The following is a 17,653-nucleotide window of genomic DNA, read 5'->3' as shown; positions in this document are numbered from 1 at the left end:
TCCTCCCTATTCTTCTTTTAAAAGCTTTATGGCCTCTTCAGGAGTGATTTCGCCATTTTCCAACATGGCGACAACCTTTTTCTCGGCTACCTCATTTTTCTTCTTTTGCACATATCCAAGGGCAGAAATGATGTCGTTTAGTTTGCCTCGAACGGTTGGATAGGAAATCCCCATTTCCTTTTCAACTTCCTTGATACTCCCTCTGCATGTTAAAAATACTTCCACAAAATGAAGCTGATCCTTTGTTAATGACGCCAGTTTGGAGAATTCAAACTCATTTTCAATCGTCGTGTGACAATGAGAGCACTGCAGCTTCGTAATCTTCAATGTTTTGCTGCAGACAGGACAATTTGTGATTACTTTATATGCCATAATGAATTCCTTTCCTTTAGTTGCTTTGATTATAAATCAATAAAATTAAATAGTAAATATAGAAATTTATTTATTTAGTGTAAAAAATTAATATAATTAATTGTGTGATTAAGATTATTGATTTTCTGTTTTTAATAACCAATGTGGAAAATACTTCGAGGCTGTCCAAGATGGAGTAAGCTGTCATAATCAAGTGCGTGTGTATGAGTAATAAAAACTAAAACCATGCCGGTCCTTCAGCATGGTTTTACGGGTACCCGTTTATTCTTCTGTAAACTCTGTCATCAATTCACGTAGATCTTTGATGGCTAGTTTGGCACTCTCTTTTTTATCTTTATGCAATCCGATCCCTGTTAAAGAGTCATGGCAGTGGTAGGAGTTAGTTGCCAAGCTTTTATAGCCGTCCGGAACGGTGAATATTTCTACTGTTATGGTCAAGCTTTTGCCAGTGTAGATTTTTATAATCTCCAGTTCATCCATTTTCAACTTTGTTACCACTCGCATCCCATCATCCTCTCCGCCGTTAGTTTCATCGGTAGTATCTATTTCTCTAGTTAAGTATACGTTAAGATTCAGCCTCAGGGGCCTTCATGATTTGACAATAATCAAACTCTTTTGAATATATTTACGAAGCATTGATTTTCTGGATTCATTGGAGATATGAAGGATTATTTTTTTGCTTGCCATCGAGTTCCTCAAAAATGCTTGCGGCATCTTGATTACGAGGAGAAATAATCTCAGTTTGATTAGGGGATTTAGCTAAAAAGGAGTTCATTAACTGTTTAAATTCTCCCGTAGTTAGTGGCTTAGCATCATCATTCAATTCATATCCAAGTAATCCATTCGGTTCAATCGTTGCATATTTCACATCCCCAATTTTAGATATCCCTAGATTTCGCATTCTCATTTCAAGCTGGTCGACGCTTAGGCGCAGCTTTTTTAAATTTTGCTGATTGATTTCCCCATTCTCAATCACAACCTTGGCTTTACCCGTGATAAATTTTTCAATGGCATTGAATTTTAGTTGTAAATAATCCACAACCAAGACTGTTGCCACAAAGACCGCTGCTGCCCCAATCGCCTTTAGCATGCTTTTTTCAACAATTGGCTGAACAATGATTGTCCCAATAGATAACATAAGGATTGTTTGCGAAAGTGTCATCTGTGCGATTGATTTTCGACCGGAAACTCTTAGCAGTAAAATCCCTGCTAAAATCATAACAAACGACTGCCAAATGAACGAGAAATCCACCTAATCACCCTTTTTATAGTTTTAAATGTCCTAAGATTAGGATGCTAAAAACTCAATAAAATTATCAAAAAGAAGTAGAAAATCCCTAGCTTCAGCAACATAGGTGATGCCGAAAAACAGGGCCGAAGCCCATCTGTTTTTGTAGAAAGATGGGTTATTTCCTGCGAAAATGGGAAAAGGCGGGGCAAAAATTATTATAGGTTTGAAATGTATGTCTATAAAAGAAAAAAGGTAGGTAGAATTGTTAAGAAGGAATTATTAAAAGTTACTAGAATGAATAGGAGATCATTGTTTTTGATTATCCTTTTAGCCGAAGGTCTGTCGGAAAACGAAATTGCTGTTCTGTCTTATGGCAAGGTGCAATTGAAAAATGAAGGAGGAAGGACTATGTCGAAAACCAATCAAAAAATTGTTCCACATTTATGGTATGACAAGGAGGCGAAAGAAGCAGCCGAGTTTTACACTACTATCTTCCCGGACTCGAAAATAACGAATATAACCACCATCCGTGATACTCCATCAGGAGACTCTGATATTGTCTCGTTTGAACTATGGGGGCAGAAATTCATGGCAATCAGTGCCGGGCCTCATTTCAAGCTCAATCCATCGGTATCGATCATCGTCAATTTTGATCCGTCCCGAGAAAAAGATGCGGGTGAAAAATTACAAGCGGTTTGGGACAAATTGTCCGATGGCGGCACAGCGCTCATGCCACTTGATAAGTACCCGTTCAGTGAGAAGTTTGGCTGGATTCAGGATAAGTATGGTTTTTCCTGGCAGCTAATACTTTCCAATCCAGAAGGTGAAGAGCGTCCCCCATTAGTGCCGTCCCTATTGTTTGTCGGTGATAATTGCGGCAAAGCGGAGGAGGCGATTAACTTTTATTTATCCGTATTTAAAAACGCCAAGCAGGGACTTATCGCCCGGTATCCGAAAGGCATGGAACCTGATAAAGAAGGAACCATCATGTTCGCTGATTTTAGCTTAGAAAATCAGTGGTTCTCCGCAATGGATAGCGCACATGAACACAAATTCAATTTTAACGAGGCATTCTCATTTATGGTATATTGCGATACACAGGATGAAATTGATCACTACTGGGAAAAGCTCTCGGCCGTACCTGAAGCCGAGCAATGCGGCTGGCTGAAAGATCAGTTTGGTTTATCCTGGCAGATTGTACCGACAGAGATGGACGAGATGATGAGCAAGGGCACTCCAGAGCAACTTGCCCGCGTAACGGAAGCATTCCTTAAAATGAAGAAATTTGATCTTGCGATATTACGGGAAGCATACAAGGGAGAATGAAGATTTTACATAAAAAGTTTTTTAAGATCCGGCTGCATAGCCGGATTTTTTGTTTTCGTGAAGACCTGGTGCATGAATGGCAGACTGGGATAGTTACTTATTCCAGTAATGACAATAAAATACCAATGATTGAATTGTTATTCCGGCTTACAATAGGTTGAGTGTTGGTCTATCAAATAGAACATACTAGAAATGAAATCAACTTTCTAAGCATACGTACTTTGTTTTCACCTAGATTTTATTAGAAAGAAGGTATGATTTTGAAAATAAAAATCATTAAGATCGTTACAGCACTAACATTATCAGTTGGTTTATTATCCGGTGTTTCATCTACAGAAGCAGCTACAAAAGAGATGAAGGTTCACTTTATCAATGTAGGCCAGGGGGATTCTATTTATATAAAGACGGCTGCAGGTGATGACATTATCATCGACGCTGGTAACAAAGATGGCAGTGATGTCGTATCATACTTAAAAAAGCAAAAAGTAAAAGACATTGAGGTAATGATTTCCACCCACCCAGACGCAGATCATATTGGTGGATTGGATGAAGTTCTAAAAGCATTTAAAGTGAAATCCGTATACGCTCCAAAGGTGAGTCACACTTCCCAAGCTTACAAAGACTTTTTAACAGCTGTGAAGCGTGAAGGTGTCAAAATTAAGACGGCTCAAAAAGGTGTGAAACTCCCCTTAAAAGGGGTATCCGCTACCTTTGTGGCTCCAGTAAAGACGTATAGCAAAAGTGATTTGAATGACTGGAGTGCGGTTTTACGACTGGTATATGGAAAAAAATCGTTCCTGTTTACAGGTGATGCTGAAGTTAAGTCTGAAACGGATATGATTAAATCTAAACAAACTTTAAAAGCCGATGTATTAAAAGTAGGTCACCACGGTGCCAAAACATCGACTAGTGCTGCCTTCCTAAAAGCTGTCAAACCATCTTATGCAGTACTAAGTGTGGGGAAAAACAGTTACGGACACCCTACCAGCACAGTAGTTAATCGTTTGAATTCAATGAAAGTAAAAACATATCGTACCGATAAAAGTGGACATATCATCTTTACGACGAATGGTTCGAATCTTAGTGTAAAGACGGTGAAATAACATGGTGAAGGGTATCATCGATCGTTTTGAAGGAAAATTTGCAGTGGTAGAAATCGATGGGAAGACTAAAGACTTTCCTAAATCCATTTTCCCTAAGAGTGCGACGGTAGGGGATGTTGTTGAAATTAACGGAGATAAAGTGAAGGTTTTAAAGGACGAAACTGATAAACTAAGGCAAGAGATTGAAGAACTTATGGATGATGTGTGGGAAGATTAAATGGTGAAGTCCTTTTCTATTAAGAGAAGGGCTTCTTGTTTTTACGTGGCACTGTTATTGCTGACTGGTGATTTCACTGAGTTTGAAAAATAAGCGGAATAATTCCGTTTAAATTGAAAAATACCTATATTTTCTTAAAAATAAGGGGAATTTTTCCGTCTATTTGATCAAAATCTTTGGATTTTGTCCTATTTCGAGCAGTTAAGCGGAATATCTCCGCTTATATCGGCTTTATATGATTCCTTTATACACAATAGCCGGAAATTTTCCGCCTATTGAATCTCTCATACCTAAACGGAAATCAATAATGAACAAAGGAATTTACTACGGAACTATCGAATAGGTAGTCAGTGTATTTTTTTATCTAAGATGTTAATATGGGACGATAGTCCTTAAACATTTATGAGTAAAAAAACAAGGGGGAAACGAATATGATAAAGACGAATATGGAGTTGTCACTAGAACAAACTGAGGCACTACTAAAAACGTTGAAAGCCCGCTTTGAGAAAAACATGAACAGACATGAAGGCCTAGAATGGGCTGAAGTACAAGCAAGGCTCGAAGTGAATCCTGAAAAACTGTGGTCGCTCCATGAAATGGAAGAAACTGGCGGTGAACCGGATGTGGTTGGCCATGATCAAAAGACGGGCGAATTCATTTTTTATGATTGTTCAGTGGAAAGCCCTAAAGGCCGCAGAAGTCTTTGTTACGACCGTGCAGCCCTGGAGTCAAGGAAACAACATAAACCAGCAAATTCCGCGATTGATTTGGCCGCCGCCATGGGTGTTGAACTTTTAACGGAGGAGCAATACCGGGAGCTGCAGACCCTTGGAAATTTCGATTTGAAATCGTCAAGCTGGGTGCAAACACCTGCTAATATAAGAAAACTTGGCGGGGTCATCTTTTGTGATCGCCGCTACGACACTGTCTTTGTCTACCACAATGGAGCAGATTCCTACTATGCTGCAAGGGGTTTCCGCGCCGCGCTAAGAGTTTAAACTTTGCAAATAAAAACATCCCCAGGCTTGATTAGCCTGGGGATGTTTATTTATCTAAATAATGATTGTACATTTCTAGACATTCCAGCAGTTCGGTTCGATATACCATCAATGCTTTTCTGATCGTTTCGTTATGATTGTTATTCAGTTCAAGGTTGCATTTCTCTAATTCCAACGACTTAATCAAGGTAAGTTCATTATAAATATTTGTTAGGTTGTTCATGTCCCCGATCCTCCAACTCCTCTAGCAAACTTTTTTTGTTTTTCTAATAGATTTGACACTATTTCTGTTTTTTATACTAGGTTCTGGAGGCGTTGTTATAGGACATACTATTTAGATTTAACATAAACTTTTGGGCACTTATGACCTATATTTTGGTTCAGTTTTGATTTTATTCCCTTATTACCATGTTTAATGCTCGATGACCCAACTGTGTCTTGTTGAAAAATTATTGACTTTCTGACTATTCAGTTCTATTATGAAACCTATTCAAACATATTGGAATACTATGCTTTATCTTTTCCAAAAGAGGGCGTGGGGTTCCTTTGAGAAGACCCTCAACATTGGAGAATGTACAGTATCCTATTCCAGTACATAAAAAAACATCAAAAGGGGGAGCTCAATTGGAAAACAAAAGGTTAGTCATTCATTCGAAGCAAGACATTATTGATTTTGTCAGTACCAATCCTATTAGTCAAAAAGGGATGTTAATTGTTTTCGTTGCATTGGGAGGAATTGTTCTCGATGCGTATGATCTGACGAGTATTGGAATTGGGGTTAATCAACTAACGGAGGATTTCAATCTATCTCCTGCCCAGCTGGGTTCGCTTACCTCCGTCATGGCGGTTGGGGCTTTGTTGGGCGCACTATTTGGAGGGATGGTAACAGATAAACTGGGCCGGAATAAGATGTTTTTGGTCGATATTCTTTTACTTGTGGTTGCGGCCTTTGGGGCAGCGCTCGCCCCCAATTTAGAAGTTCTTGTATTTTTCCGTTTTCTTTTAGGCGTCGGCATTGGGCTTGATGTCCCTATTGCCTTAAGCTTTATTGCAGAAATAACAAATACGAAGAGACGGGGGCAACTAGTAAATCTTTGGAGTCCGGTCTGGTATATCGCCACTGCTTTTGCGGGATTGCTATTATTGCCGATCTTTTTTTTAGGAATTGATGAGAATCTTTGGCGGTATGCAGTTGGCTTTGGAGGAGTGCTTGCCTTAATTGTACTGTTTCTTCGCTTTAAATTTATGGATGAAAGTCCGATTTGGGCTGCCAAACACCTTCCTTTAAAGGAAGCAGCAAAAATTGTAGAAAGAACTTATAATATTGAAGTAGTGGTTCAAGAGTTGAAACAAAAGGTAACTAAACAGGACGATAAAGTAGCGTTATCTACGTTATTCTCAAAGAAATACCGCATGAGGACTCTTTCCGCCTCTATTCTAGCCGCTACCGAAAGCATGGAATATTTTGCTGTTATGTTTTATCTTCCTACCATTTCGATGCTGATTTTTGGCAAAGGAACAATCTACGGGATTATCGGAACCGTTGTATTTAACTGTTGTGGAATCCTCGGCGGCCTTTTCCAATCCTATTTGACTGGAAAAGTCGGTATTCGTAAACTTGCGATCATTGGATATTCAATCGTTTGTATTGCCCTTTTAACTGTAGGCTTAGTAGGAGAATCATTACCGGCCATCTTTGTTGCCATCCTTATAGGCAGCTTTATTTTTGGTCATGCTTTTGGACCTGGGGCTCAATGTATGACCATGGCTACATTATCTTACCCGACAGAGTTAAGGGGACTTGGTTCCGGATGGGGACAAGCCATGTTAAGGGTTGGCAGTATTATTGGTGCCTTCGTGTTTCCAATGGTATTGGCCCTTGCAGGATTAGAAAAGACGCTTCTCGTTGTCCTAATTGCTCCGGTTATTGGCTTAATTGCCGTGTCTCTAATCAAATGGGATCCAACAAATAAGAACTTAGATAGTGATACAGAAACAGAATTTCTTTCAAAAAATCATTCAAAACTTAGTATATGATCATGAATACAGGTGAATAAAAATAATCCTTAAACCAATCGATGCAGCTTGCCCGCGGAGATTGGTTTTTTTTCTTTAGATGACTATTGGGGTATAAAACCAACTAAAGTTTTTTTGATGCCATGATGCCATGAGAACGGTTCTGGTGGCTTTTTAGAAGATAAGGCCATTTTATATTATAGATTTTCTAGAAAAAAGGAATTTTAAATAATATTTAACTATTTTTAAAGAATCCTTTATTAACTCTAAGAACAGCAAATAGTAAGATAAATTCAAGTTAAGAGTCAAATCAACTTCTTGATTGTTAGCGGTTACAAAACAGAGTGGAAAAGGGGAGGAATTGTTTTGAAAAGGTTTAGAAAGCAATTATCTTTATTGGTTATTACTGTTTTATCACTAGCTCTTATCGTGGGCTGTGCTGGGACAGGGATTACGACGAAATCATCCGGAAGTGAGTCTTCAAAGGAAAAATCCAAGGATGGCAAATATAAAATTGCAACCGTTGTCAAACTTAGCAATAGCGCTTGGTTTGAACGGATGGACGCTGGTGTAAAAAGATTTGCAAAAGAAACAGGTGTAGATGCCTACCAAATTGGACCACAAAAAGCGGATGCTGCTTTACAAGTTCAAATGATTGAGGATTTAATTGCTCAGAATGTGGATGCGATTGTGGTTGTTCCATTTTCTCCAGAGGCGCTTGAGCCAGTTTTAAAGAAAGCAAGAGATAAAGGCATTGTTGTTATTAGTCATGAAGCATCGAACTTAGAGAATGTTGATTATGATATTGAAGCATTTAATAACGCGGCCTACGGTGAGCATTTAATGAATAAACTTGGTGAATTAACAAAAGGTGAAGGTGAATATGCCACTTTCGTTGGTAACCTTACCACTAAGTCACATAACGAGTGGATTGATGCAGCCGTGAAACTACAGGGCGATAAATATCCAAAAATGAAACTTGTGGCTGATCGTAACGAATCAAACGATGACCAAAAAACCGCTTATGAAACAACCCGTGAACTTTTGAAGAAATATCCAAATTTAAAGGGAATTCAGGGAAGCGGGATGCCTGATGCAGCTGGAGCCGCTCTTGCAGTTGAGGAGATGGGCCTAACTGGGAAAGTGAAAGTTGTCGGCACGAGTCTTGTATCTGTTGCAGGAAAGTATCTAAAAAGCGGTTCATTGGATATGATTTCCTTCTGGGATCCAGCAGATGCAGGATATGCAGCTAACCAACTTGCCTACAAGATATTGGAAGGTAAAAAGAACGAGTTAAAAGATGGATTAGATTTAGGTGCAGCAGGATATGATCAGTTAAAGCTCGACGGTAAAGTGTTTTACGGAAAAGCTTGGATTGACGTAACCAAAGAAAATATGGATCAATACGATTTCTAAACATCACTAAAAAAAGGGCAATTATACATCATCCTGTATAATTGCTTCCTTTTATCTAATGGTAAACGGGCAGACTCGAGAGGAGGAAAGATAACGCATGAGTGAACCATTTATTCAGTTAACCAACATAAATAAGTCTTTCAGCGGTGTAAAAGCATTACAAGGAGTCAATCTCACCATCCATAAAGGGGAAGTTCGCTGTCTTGCAGGCGAAAATGGATGTGGGAAGTCGACTTTAATTAAAACCATCTCCGGGGTCTATAAAGCAGACCAGGGCGAAATTAAGATTAATGGAAAACAATATAAAAACTTCACACCGATGGATGCCATTAAAGAAGGGATTCAAGTCATTTATCAGGATTTTTCTATCTTTCCTAATTTAACAGTAGCAGAAAATATTGCCATGAATTTGCAGTTAACAAATAATAAAAAGTTGGTCAATTGGAAAAGCATTTATCAAGTTGCGAAACAAGCGGTTGAAAAAATTGGATTTAACATTGACTTATCAGCAAAAGTTGAAAGTTTGTCCGTTGCTGATAAACAGTTAGTAGCGATATCCAGAGCATTGCTCCAGGATGCAAAGTTGATTATTATGGACGAGCCAACGACGGCATTGACACAAAAAGAAGTGAAATCATTATTTACAGTGGTCAATGATTTGAAAAAACAAGGGATCTCCATTCTTTTTGTTAGCCATAAGCTTGAGGAAGTCTATGAAATCTGTGAAACAATTACCATCTTACGAAATGGTCAGAATGTAAAAGATGGGGATGTAAAGGAAATTAATCAGTCTAACTTAGTAGAGTATATGACTGGAAGAAAAATAGAGGATGAGTTATATACGCCGGTGGTTAAGAGCACCCAGCCTCTTTTACGGACAGAGAACTTAACGAAAAATGGTGCTTTTTCTGATATTTCTTTAGCCTTATACCCCGGAGAGGTTCTCGGAATTACAGGATTGCTTGGTTCGGGACGGACGGAGCTTGCCAAGGCTATATTTGGAATGCTGCCATCCGATTCTGGTGCTATCTATATTGAAAATGAACAAGTGAAAATCAGAAGTGTCCATGATGCGATTAAGCATAAAATTGGTTATGTTCCGGAAGACCGATTGACTGAGGGGTTATTTTTACCGCAATCCATTGGAAACAATTCCGTTATTAGTGTCATAGACCGTTTTCTCAGTCGCTCAAAATTAATTAATACGAAAAAGATGAGGGCAGAAATGGATAGATGGGTGAAAGAACTAAATATTAAGACCCCATCGCCAGATTTACCTGTCTCGGTTTTATCGGGTGGAAATCAACAAAGGGTTGTGTTAGCCAAATGGTTAGCCACCAATCCAAGAATACTCATCCTGAATGGCCCAACAGTGGGAGTGGATATTGGTTCGAAAGCAGATATTCATAAGATTGTCCGGACTCTGGCTGCAGAAGGAGTGGGCGTCATTATTATTTCGGATGACATTTCTGAAGTCATTCATAACTGTAACCGCATTCTAGTCATGAAAAAAGGTCAGATCATGAACGAGTTTAAAAACACGGAGATATCCGAACGAGAATTAGGACATCAATTAAGCAGTTAATCTAGAACTTTTCTAAACTGCTATGTAGGGAGTGAATCGAATGAAAAAACTATTGAGTACAAATGAATTTTTTGTGGCCTTAACATTAATTGTCCTGGCTTTAGTCATTGGGATCATGAATCCTACCTTCTTTTCAGCTGGAAATATGATTGATTTATTTAGGAGCAGTATCGTTACAGGCATATTTGCGATCATCGTTTTGATTGTCATTATATCTGGAGGAATTGATATTTCTTTCCCTGCCATTGCGGCATTTGCAATGTTCTCCACAACGAAAATACTTACAAGCTATGGATATGAAGGATCCATTTTTCTAGCGTTTCTTATCGCGGGAATTATTGGTATCCTGCTTGGTTTGGTGAATGCAGTCTTGATTTCGCGCTTCAAATTACCGACGTTAATCGTGACGCTAGGTACGGCGAGTATGTTTAGTGGCTTTTTATTAACTTTTATTGGTTATAAAGAAATTCCTGATGTTCCACGAGGTATGGTTGATTTTTCAAAGATGGAATTATTCCGTGTGACAAGCAAAACTGGCATTGTTTATAGTCTCCCAGCAGCCATCCTTGTCTTAGTAGTTATCGCAGTAGTGGTTTATTTCATTCTCCGTTATACCATGTTAGGCCGGGGCATCTATGCATTAGGCGGCGATCTTGTATCGGCAGAAAGAGCTGGTTTTAACATCAAGAAGATCCAGTTTTTTATTTACAGTTTCGTAGGCTTTTTAGCAGGGATTGCTGGAGTTGTTCATACTTCCTTGATGAGAAATAGTAACCCGATGGATTTTATGGGCGCAGAAATGATTGTTATCGCTGCTGTCGTCCTTGGCGGGGCACGAATCACTGGAGGGCACGGGACACTGTTTGGTACCTTTTTAGGCGTCTTTTTAGTGTTAGTTATCAATAATAGTTTAATTTTGTTAGGAATTCCGTCATACTGGCAAAAATTTATTGTTGGACTATTAATCTTAGTGGGAACGGGCATTACGGCTTATCAGGCAAAGAGAAACGCGCTTAAGATGCCTAGTATCACCTAAAGAGATAGGAGGGGAACATATATGCAAACAGTGAAAACAAACGTTGATAACCTTAATAAAAAGGGCCTTTCAGCTTTTCAATATAATATGAAAAATGTGCTATCAAAGGACGGAAATCTAACGCGACTATGTGCGATGATGGTGATTGTCTTTATAGTCATGAGTATATTAAAGCCAAATTTATTCCCAACGTTCGACAGTCTAGTTTCGATGGCCTTTCAGTTTCCTGAGTTTGGGATTCTTGCAATTGCAATGATGATTTGTATGCTAACGGGCGGTATTGATTTATCTATTATTGGAATCGCCAATTTATCATCCATTTTAGCTGCCGTGACGATGGTCAACTTTATTCCAGAAGGTGCAGGTCCAGGCCAAATTGCCATAGTTGTTCTTGTTGCTGTCCTTGTGGCGGTGTTAACTGGATTAGTTTGTGGTTTTATCAATGGTATTGCCATATCAGCATTTGGCATACCACCGATTCTTACTACATTAGGATCAATGCAAATCTTTACAGGAATTGGAATCATTATTACCAAGGGAAAAGCCATTTACGGATTCCCAATGGGATTTACCCTTTTAGGGGCAGGTTCTGTCTTTTATATTCCCATTCCACTGATTCTTTTTGCACTATTTATTGTGATTTTTTCAATCTTGCTTAAAAAAACATCTTACGGTATGCAGCTTTACATGATGGGGACAAACCCAACTGCAGCTATCTATTCAGGGATTAATAATTTAAAAGTTACAGTTAAAACGTATATGTATTCGGGAGTCCTTGCTGCTTTTGCAGGCTTGCTAATTGCCTCTAGAACAAATTCTGCGAATGCTGAATATGGAAGCAGTTACACACTTCAGGCTTTGCTAGTCGCTATTTTAGGAGGAGTCAATCCAAATGGCGGATTTGGAAAAATAGCTGGGGTAGTCGTTGCGGTCCTAACTCTTCAATTCTTATCTACAGGGTTTAATATGCTTCATATCAGTAACTTTTTTAAGGATTTTATTTGGGGGGCTGTACTGATTATCGTCATGGTAACCAATTATATCAGCAACCAAAGATCGATGAAGCGGTCTTAAGGAAAGAGAAAAGTACCAAAGAGAAAGGGGAGAGAAGGAGTGAATAAAAAGTATTCGATTGGAATTGATTTTGGTACCCAGTCCGGAAGAGTCCTGCTAGTAGAGGTTGGCACTGGCAGGGAGATTGCCACTTCTGTTACAACCTATAAGCATGGAGTAATCGAAGATGTACTTCCAGGAACCAAAATCAAACTTGGAAACGATTGGGCCTTGCAGCATCCGGGAGACTATTTAGAAGTGATTCAATCGATTCAGGAAGTGATCAAGGATGCCGAGGTTCGTCCGGGGGATATTATAGGAATTGGATTGGATTTTACATCGTGTACAATCCTGCCAATTAAGGAAGATGGGACACCATTATGTATGATCGATGAATATAAGGATAATCCAAACGCATGGGTGAAACTGTGGAAACACCATGCCGCACAAAAACATGCGAATAAGTTAAACGAGGTAGCTGCCAAACGAGGTGAATCGTTTCTTTCTCTTTATGGAGGAAAAATTTCCTCCGAATGGATGATTCCAAAAATCATGCAAGTCCTAGATGAGGCGCCTGAAATCTATGAAGCTGCCGACTCCTTCTTGGAGGCAGGAGACTGGGTAGTTATGCAGCTGATAGGTAAAAAAGTGATCAGCAGCTGTTCAGCGGGATACAAGGCCATGTGGCAAAAGGAAACGGGCCATCCGGATCCATCCTTTTTCAAGGCACTAGATCCTCGATTAGAACATGTTGTCGATGAAAAGTTATCAAAGCAGGTATTCCCAATTGGCTATCAAGCGGGTTATATAACAGAAAAGGCGGCGGAATTAACTGGTTTAACTCAGCAGACTGCAGTCTCAACCTTCATTTGTGATGCCCCTGTTGCTCTCCCAGCCTTAGGTGTTACAGAACCTGGAAAAATGGTTATGGTCATGGGGACCTCACTTTGCCACTTCATCCTTTCACCTGAAGAGCAAAAAGTGGAAGGAATTTGTGGAAGCGTAGAAGATGGGGCGATGCCTGGATTTTTTGGCTATGAGACAGGCCAAAATGCCGTTGGCGATATATTTGAATGGTTTGTCAAAAATGGCGTACCAGCTGACTATCATCAAGAAGCAGAAAACCAAAACATCAGTATTTATAGATTACTAGAAAACAAAGCTTCCAAATTAAAACCAGGAGAAAGCGGGCTTCTTGCTCTTGATTGGTTAAATGGAAATCGTTCTCCACTTGTCGATGCCGATTTATCAGGGCTAATCATAGGACTTACTCTATCTACTAAGCCTGAGGAAATCTATCGGGCCTTAATTGAAGCAACGGCTTTTGGTACAAATTTAGTCATTGAAACTTATAAAAATGCAGGTATCGATGTTCAGGAATTGTATGCCTGTGGGGGACTTTCGCAAAAGAATGGATTGCTTATGCAAATTTTTTCTGATGTAACTAATAAAGAGATCCATATTGCAGGGTCGGAACAAACACCTGCCTTGGGAGCAGCTATTTATGGAGCAGTTGCTGCGGGTCAATCCCATGGGGGCTATGACGATGTGTTTGGCGCTTCAGCCAAAATGGCGAATCTATCGGATGTAATATACCAGCCGATTTCGGAAAATCAACAAATTTATCAACAGCTGTTTGCCGAGTATAAACAATTAAATGATTATTTCGGCCGGGGTCTGAATGATGTAATGAAGCGTTTAAAAACTATAAAGCAAGGAGAAGTGAGCCAGGATGCAAGAAACCCAATTATGGCAGCACGTTGAAAATACTCTGCAAATTGAGGCAGAATCGATAAAGGAACTTATCTCAACCGTTTCAAAATCGGAAATTCTTCAAGTTATTCACGCCATTAAAGAGTGTACAGGAAGAATCGTTGTGGCAGGGTGCGGAACTTCTGGTGTAGCCGCAAAAAAGATTGTTCACACCTTATGCTGTATTGAACGGCCAGCCTGCTATCTAAATCCTTCTGATGCTGTCCATGGAGAACTAGGTCTTGTTCAAAAAAATGATCTTGTCATCTTAGTTTCAAAAGGCGGCAAAACCGGTGAATTAGTCTGTCTTATTCCAGCCTTGAAGGAGAAAGGTGTTTCGATTATTACTGTGACTGAAAACCTAGATTCCATCCTTGCAAAAGAAGCAGATATGATTGTAAGGATTCAGGTAAAACGCGAGCCTGACCCGTTTAATATGCTTGCAACTGCCAGCACTTTAGCGGTGATTTCCGTTTTTGATGCGATTACGATCGCTCTCATGCATGAAATGGATTATTCTAAAGATCAATTCAGGGTAATTCATCCTGGGGGGGCAGTCGGTGAGCTTCTACTTAATAATAAAGGATGAAAATGAAAGAGGCTGACACATTTGTGTCAGCCCCCATATCTTTATTTTAATAGGCTTGGTTAATAAAGTTTTTTGCATTCTCTTTTGTGTAAAATCTTCCTGGCTGGATAATCCTAGTGGGAATGACTTTCCCATTCCGGTGATCTTCAATAACGTCAAAAGCTTTTGATCCGAGAAAAGGATTGCATTCAACTGTTGCGCCTAATTCTCCTGCAATAATAGCTTTTAGGGCATCCTTTTCCCCATCTACTGAGACAATCAGATTATCTACATTGGGCTTGATACCAGCGGCTTTCAAGGCCTGTATGATACCAATCGTGCTTTCATCCGCATGCGAGAAAATAGCGGTAATGGGTGAATCTGAGGTTTGAATGATTTGCTCCATCACCTTTTGCCCTGTCGCTCTGGATGACTCCCCAGATTGCGAGGCAATTATGTTCATATTGGGATAGGACTTTATTATATTACGAAACCCCTTTGCACGTAATTTAGCGGAAGTCGAGTTTGTTGTTGCGGAGATTTCGACAATATTAGCCTTGCCGTTCGTCTGTTGTACTAACCAGCGGGCAGCCTGTTCCCCTTCCCAAATAAAGTCTGTTCCAATGAAGGTAATATAATCCTTACCAGGTACTCCTTTTGTTTGGCGATCAATCAAGATGACTGGTACTTTCTTTTTCTTAGCCATTTCAAGTGCAGGTGCAAGTTCTTCATCTTGTCTGGGTGCCAATAGGAGGTAATCGACTTTTTGCTTTAGGATCTCTTTAACATCGGAGATTTGTTTTTTAGATGAACTTTGAGCGTCTCGATAGATTAAGTCAAACCCTCGTTTTATTGCTTCTTCTTTTATACTATTTGTTTCAGCAATCCGCCACGGATTATTATTTTCTCCTTGTGAGAAACCAACGCGAATGACATCTTCTGTTTTGGTCGCTGCTGATGTTACTGACGGTTTGGAGGGTGCGGATAGACTGCAAGAAGATAATAATAAGATACTACCAATAAAAATTATGAATTTCCTCATCCAAGTACCTCCCATTTTTTTGAAAGCGTATACCTTTCCTTGTGCAAAAAACTAAAAGGAATAGGAAACAAAAGCACACTTAAACCAAATATTGTTAATGTAATTTCATACTTTTTTAAGATAATCTTCTATATAATAAAAATATTAAAAAAAATATGACCGGATGTAAACCATGAACATAAATAATTTTTATAACAATTTGACCATGCAGAAAAAACTTCTCATTCAATTTATTATACTGTCGATTGTCCCCATTCTTTTAATAGGGACAGTTTCCTATATTATTAGCTATAACATTACAAAAAACAATACGATTCAATATAGTAAAGAAATCGTTCACCAATCGAAACAAAAGATAGATGGATTACTACTAGAAATGCAGAAATCGGCATTGTTGACAGCGGATGAACCGGCCGTTCAAGTAGCACTGCGAGGTCCTGTCAATAGGGATATTGCAAAGAAGTACTCAAAAGAATTAGAGATTAACACACGCCTAAATTTAATTTCAAATTTTAATGAGAAATTATTTGGTATCTATGTAATTGGCAAAAATGGCGCCATTTATAAATCCAATTATGGCACTGAACAATCGTATGAAATTAATAAGTCTATGTGGTATCGCGATGTTGTCCATTCAAGAGAATTAACCTGGTTTAGTACAAGGACTGGATCCTTAGTTGTCAACACAACGGGCGAATTTTTTTTATCAGCGGGTTACCCAATTAAAGATAAGGCAAGCGGTAATATATCTGGAATAGTCATGGTGGATATGCTTGAACAACAATTGTCAGAAATTGTTCAGGCGAAGTTAGGAAAGAAGGGTTATATTTACATTCTCGATAAAGATAATCAAGTGATTACCCATCCCAACCGAGAGCTTATTACTACTAAGCTCAAACTAGAAAACTCAAAAAAAGTGGATACGCTCAAAAATGCCACCGTTAAATACACAGAAAACAATCTTACCATCGAAGAAACCTCTGCTGTTACTGGATGGAAGATCATCGGCACCGTCCCTCTTTCCGAGTTAACCAGGGAAAATGAGATGATTCGTAACATTCTATTCGCCATCCTTTTCCTTGTTTGTTCGATTGCAATTTTCTTTGCTTGGCAATTTTCTAGAACCACTGTAAAGCCAATAAAAGAAATGTCAAAAACGATGAAAATAGTCGAAGATGGAGTATTCGATGTTAGACTTTCCCCAAAAGGTAAGGATGAAATCGGTCAATTAAATGTTAGTTTTAACATCATGATTCAGAGGATTCAAGAATTAATGGACCGAGTCTTTAGAGAACAGGAAGCATTAAGACAAGCAGAACTGAAATCACTACAATACCAAATCAATCCGCACTTTTTATATAATACATTGGATTCGATCGTCTGGATGTTACGTGCGAAAAAGAATGAAGAGGCCATTACCATGGTGATGGCGATTACTAAACTGTTCAGAAACGGGATTAGTAGGGGAAAGGATATTATCACGATTGCAGAGGAATTGGAACATGTTGAAAGTTATCTCATCATCCAGCATATGAGATATGCAAAAAAGTTTGATTATACAGTGGATGTCCCAAAAGAGCTTTATCAATACAAAGTAGTCAAAGTCATTCTTCAGCCACTTGTGGAGAATGCGATCTATCATGGCATTAAACTAAAGAAGGAAAAGGGACATATTTGGGTACGTGGGGAGGAAAAATCAGATTACCTTTTGTTTACGGTTCAAGATACAGGTAAAGGGATGGATGAAGAAACATTGCAGAAGCTTAATAACACGTTAAAGGATCGGCCAGGAGAAAAATTAACTATTTATGGTCTAAAGAATGTTGAGGAAAGAATTAAGCTGTTTTTTGGGAACAGTTTTGGTATTACCTTTCGAAGTATCGAAGGTCAAGGAACTACTGCTGAAATAAAAATCCCAAAGACGAATGGGGAATAAAA

At 39.0% G+C, this 17,653-nt stretch carries 17 protein-coding genes; 12 read left to right on the top strand and 5 right to left on the bottom strand.

The window, feature by feature from the left end; genetic code table 11:
- Positions 1-6: 6 nt before the first annotated feature.
- From ACE198_RS25590 to ACE198_RS25580, 3 genes are all read right to left on the bottom strand, one after another.
- Positions 7-372 carry a DUF2089 domain-containing protein gene (locus ACE198_RS25590; RefSeq protein ID WP_375377508.1) on the bottom strand — a complete coding sequence of 122 codons (366 nt, stop codon included), beginning with the start codon at positions 370-372 and terminating at the stop codon, positions 7-9.
- 261 nt (positions 373-633) lie between these two features.
- A complete protein-coding gene (locus tag ACE198_RS25585) occupies positions 634-876 on the bottom strand; it encodes a hypothetical protein (RefSeq protein WP_180230284.1) in 243 nt (80 codons plus the stop codon).
- 145 nt (positions 877-1,021) lie between these two features.
- Positions 1,022-1,591, bottom strand: a complete 570-nt coding sequence (locus ACE198_RS25580) for a DUF421 domain-containing protein (RefSeq protein ID WP_375377518.1) — start codon at positions 1,589-1,591, stop codon at positions 1,022-1,024.
- A gap of 420 nt (positions 1,592-2,011) precedes the next feature.
- Here ACE198_RS25580 and ACE198_RS25575 point away from each other — a divergent pair, with 420 nt between their 5' ends.
- From ACE198_RS25575 to ACE198_RS25560, 4 genes are all read left to right on the top strand, one after another.
- Complete coding sequence (locus ACE198_RS25575) at positions 2,012-2,929, top strand: VOC family protein (RefSeq protein ID WP_375377517.1); 918 nt, start codon at positions 2,012-2,014, stop codon at positions 2,927-2,929.
- A gap of 260 nt (positions 2,930-3,189) precedes the next feature.
- On the top strand, positions 3,190-4,032 hold the full coding sequence (locus ACE198_RS25570) for a ComEC/Rec2 family competence protein (RefSeq protein ID WP_375377507.1): 843 nt from the start codon (positions 3,190-3,192) through the stop codon (positions 4,030-4,032).
- Position 4,033: 1 nt separating this feature from the next.
- On the top strand, positions 4,034-4,249 hold the full coding sequence (locus tag ACE198_RS25565; protein ID WP_251461763.1) for a DUF3006 domain-containing protein: 216 nt from the start codon (positions 4,034-4,036) through the stop codon (positions 4,247-4,249).
- Between the two features lie 431 nt (positions 4,250-4,680).
- Positions 4,681-5,247, top strand: coding sequence for a DUF4256 domain-containing protein (locus tag ACE198_RS25560; protein WP_375377506.1), 567 nt, complete (start codon positions 4,681-4,683; stop codon positions 5,245-5,247).
- 46 nt (positions 5,248-5,293) lie between these two features.
- Here ACE198_RS25560 and ACE198_RS25555 read toward each other — a convergent pair whose 3' ends face one another.
- Positions 5,294-5,470: a hypothetical protein gene (locus ACE198_RS25555; RefSeq protein WP_375377505.1), complete on the bottom strand. Its 177-nt coding sequence runs from the start codon at positions 5,468-5,470 to the stop codon at positions 5,294-5,296.
- Positions 5,471-5,871: 401 nt separating this feature from the next.
- Between ACE198_RS25555 and ACE198_RS25550 the strand changes: the two genes are divergently transcribed.
- The 7 genes from ACE198_RS25550 (at position 5,872) to ACE198_RS25520 (ending at position 14,694) form a co-directional block, all read left to right on the top strand.
- The gene (locus ACE198_RS25550) at positions 5,872-7,284 is read left to right on the top strand and encodes an MFS transporter (RefSeq protein WP_375377504.1); all 1,413 of its coding nucleotides are present in this window, start codon (positions 5,872-5,874) and stop codon (positions 7,282-7,284) included.
- 345 nt (positions 7,285-7,629) lie between these two features.
- Positions 7,630-8,679, top strand: coding sequence for an autoinducer 2 ABC transporter substrate-binding protein (locus ACE198_RS25545; protein WP_375377503.1), 1,050 nt, complete (start codon positions 7,630-7,632; stop codon positions 8,677-8,679).
- Between the two features lie 97 nt (positions 8,680-8,776).
- Positions 8,777-10,264 (top strand): sugar ABC transporter ATP-binding protein, encoded by a 1,488-nt coding sequence (locus ACE198_RS25540; RefSeq protein WP_375377502.1) that lies wholly within the window; start codon positions 8,777-8,779, stop codon positions 10,262-10,264.
- 40 nt (positions 10,265-10,304) lie between these two features.
- Positions 10,305-11,300 carry an ABC transporter permease gene (locus ACE198_RS25535; RefSeq protein WP_375377501.1) on the top strand — a complete coding sequence of 332 codons (996 nt, stop codon included), beginning with the start codon at positions 10,305-10,307 and terminating at the stop codon, positions 11,298-11,300.
- Positions 11,301-11,321: 21 nt separating this feature from the next.
- Positions 11,322-12,374 carry an ABC transporter permease gene (locus tag ACE198_RS25530; protein ID WP_375377500.1) on the top strand — a complete coding sequence of 351 codons (1,053 nt, stop codon included), beginning with the start codon at positions 11,322-11,324 and terminating at the stop codon, positions 12,372-12,374.
- 39 nt (positions 12,375-12,413) lie between these two features.
- Positions 12,414-14,117 (top strand): ribulokinase, encoded by a 1,704-nt coding sequence (locus tag ACE198_RS25525; RefSeq protein WP_375377499.1) that lies wholly within the window; start codon positions 12,414-12,416, stop codon positions 14,115-14,117.
- A complete protein-coding gene (locus tag ACE198_RS25520; protein WP_375377498.1) occupies positions 14,086-14,694 on the top strand; it encodes an SIS domain-containing protein in 609 nt (202 codons plus the stop codon). Before ACE198_RS25525 ends, ACE198_RS25520 begins: the two co-directional genes overlap by 32 nt.
- A 46-nt stretch (positions 14,695-14,740) precedes the next feature.
- Here the strand turns inward: ACE198_RS25520 and ACE198_RS25515 are convergent, their stop codons facing one another.
- On the bottom strand, positions 14,741-15,715 hold the full coding sequence (locus tag ACE198_RS25515; RefSeq protein WP_375377497.1) for an ABC transporter substrate-binding protein: 975 nt from the start codon (positions 15,713-15,715) through the stop codon (positions 14,741-14,743).
- Between the two features lie 172 nt (positions 15,716-15,887).
- On the opposite strand from ACE198_RS25515, the gene ACE198_RS25510 reads away from it, so the two are divergent.
- A complete protein-coding gene (locus tag ACE198_RS25510; RefSeq protein ID WP_375377496.1) occupies positions 15,888-17,651 on the top strand; it encodes a cache domain-containing sensor histidine kinase in 1,764 nt (587 codons plus the stop codon).
- The last annotated feature ends 2 nt before the right edge of the window (positions 17,652-17,653 follow it).

It is taken from the genome of Neobacillus sp. KR4-4, assembly GCF_042136325.1.
GTDB lineage: Bacteria > Bacillota > Bacilli > Bacillales > Cytobacillaceae > Neobacillus.
The sequence above is the reverse complement of the archived record's forward strand: the minus strand, read 5'-3'. Positions and strand labels throughout refer to the sequence as shown.

Coding starts and splice junctions, on each gene's coding strand:
- ACE198_RS25540 (WP_375377502.1), top strand. CDS start 8,777: ATGAGTGAACCATTTATTCAGTTAACCAACATAAATAAGTCTTTCAGC.
- ACE198_RS25515 (WP_375377497.1), bottom strand. CDS start 15,715: ATGAGGAAATTCATAATTTTTATTGGTAGTATCTTATTATTATCTTCT.
- ACE198_RS25530 (WP_375377500.1), top strand. CDS start 11,322: ATGCAAACAGTGAAAACAAACGTTGATAACCTTAATAAAAAGGGCCTT.
- ACE198_RS25590 (WP_375377508.1), bottom strand. CDS start 372: ATGGCATATAAAGTAATCACAAATTGTCCTGTCTGCAGCAAAACATTG.
- ACE198_RS25535 (WP_375377501.1), top strand. CDS start 10,305: ATGAAAAAACTATTGAGTACAAATGAATTTTTTGTGGCCTTAACATTA.
- ACE198_RS25565 (WP_251461763.1), top strand. CDS start 4,034: ATGGTGAAGGGTATCATCGATCGTTTTGAAGGAAAATTTGCAGTGGTA.
- ACE198_RS25555 (WP_375377505.1), bottom strand. CDS start 5,470: ATGAACAACCTAACAAATATTTATAATGAACTTACCTTGATTAAGTCG.
- ACE198_RS25585 (WP_180230284.1), bottom strand. CDS start 876: ATGCGAGTGGTAACAAAGTTGAAAATGGATGAACTGGAGATTATAAAA.
- ACE198_RS25575 (WP_375377517.1), top strand. CDS start 2,012: ATGTCGAAAACCAATCAAAAAATTGTTCCACATTTATGGTATGACAAG.
- ACE198_RS25510 (WP_375377496.1), top strand. CDS start 15,888: ATGAACATAAATAATTTTTATAACAATTTGACCATGCAGAAAAAACTT.
- ACE198_RS25520 (WP_375377498.1), top strand. CDS start 14,086: ATGCAAGAAACCCAATTATGGCAGCACGTTGAAAATACTCTGCAAATT.
- ACE198_RS25580 (WP_375377518.1), bottom strand. CDS start 1,591: ATGATTTTAGCAGGGATTTTACTGCTAAGAGTTTCCGGTCGAAAATCA.
- ACE198_RS25560 (WP_375377506.1), top strand. CDS start 4,681: ATGATAAAGACGAATATGGAGTTGTCACTAGAACAAACTGAGGCACTA.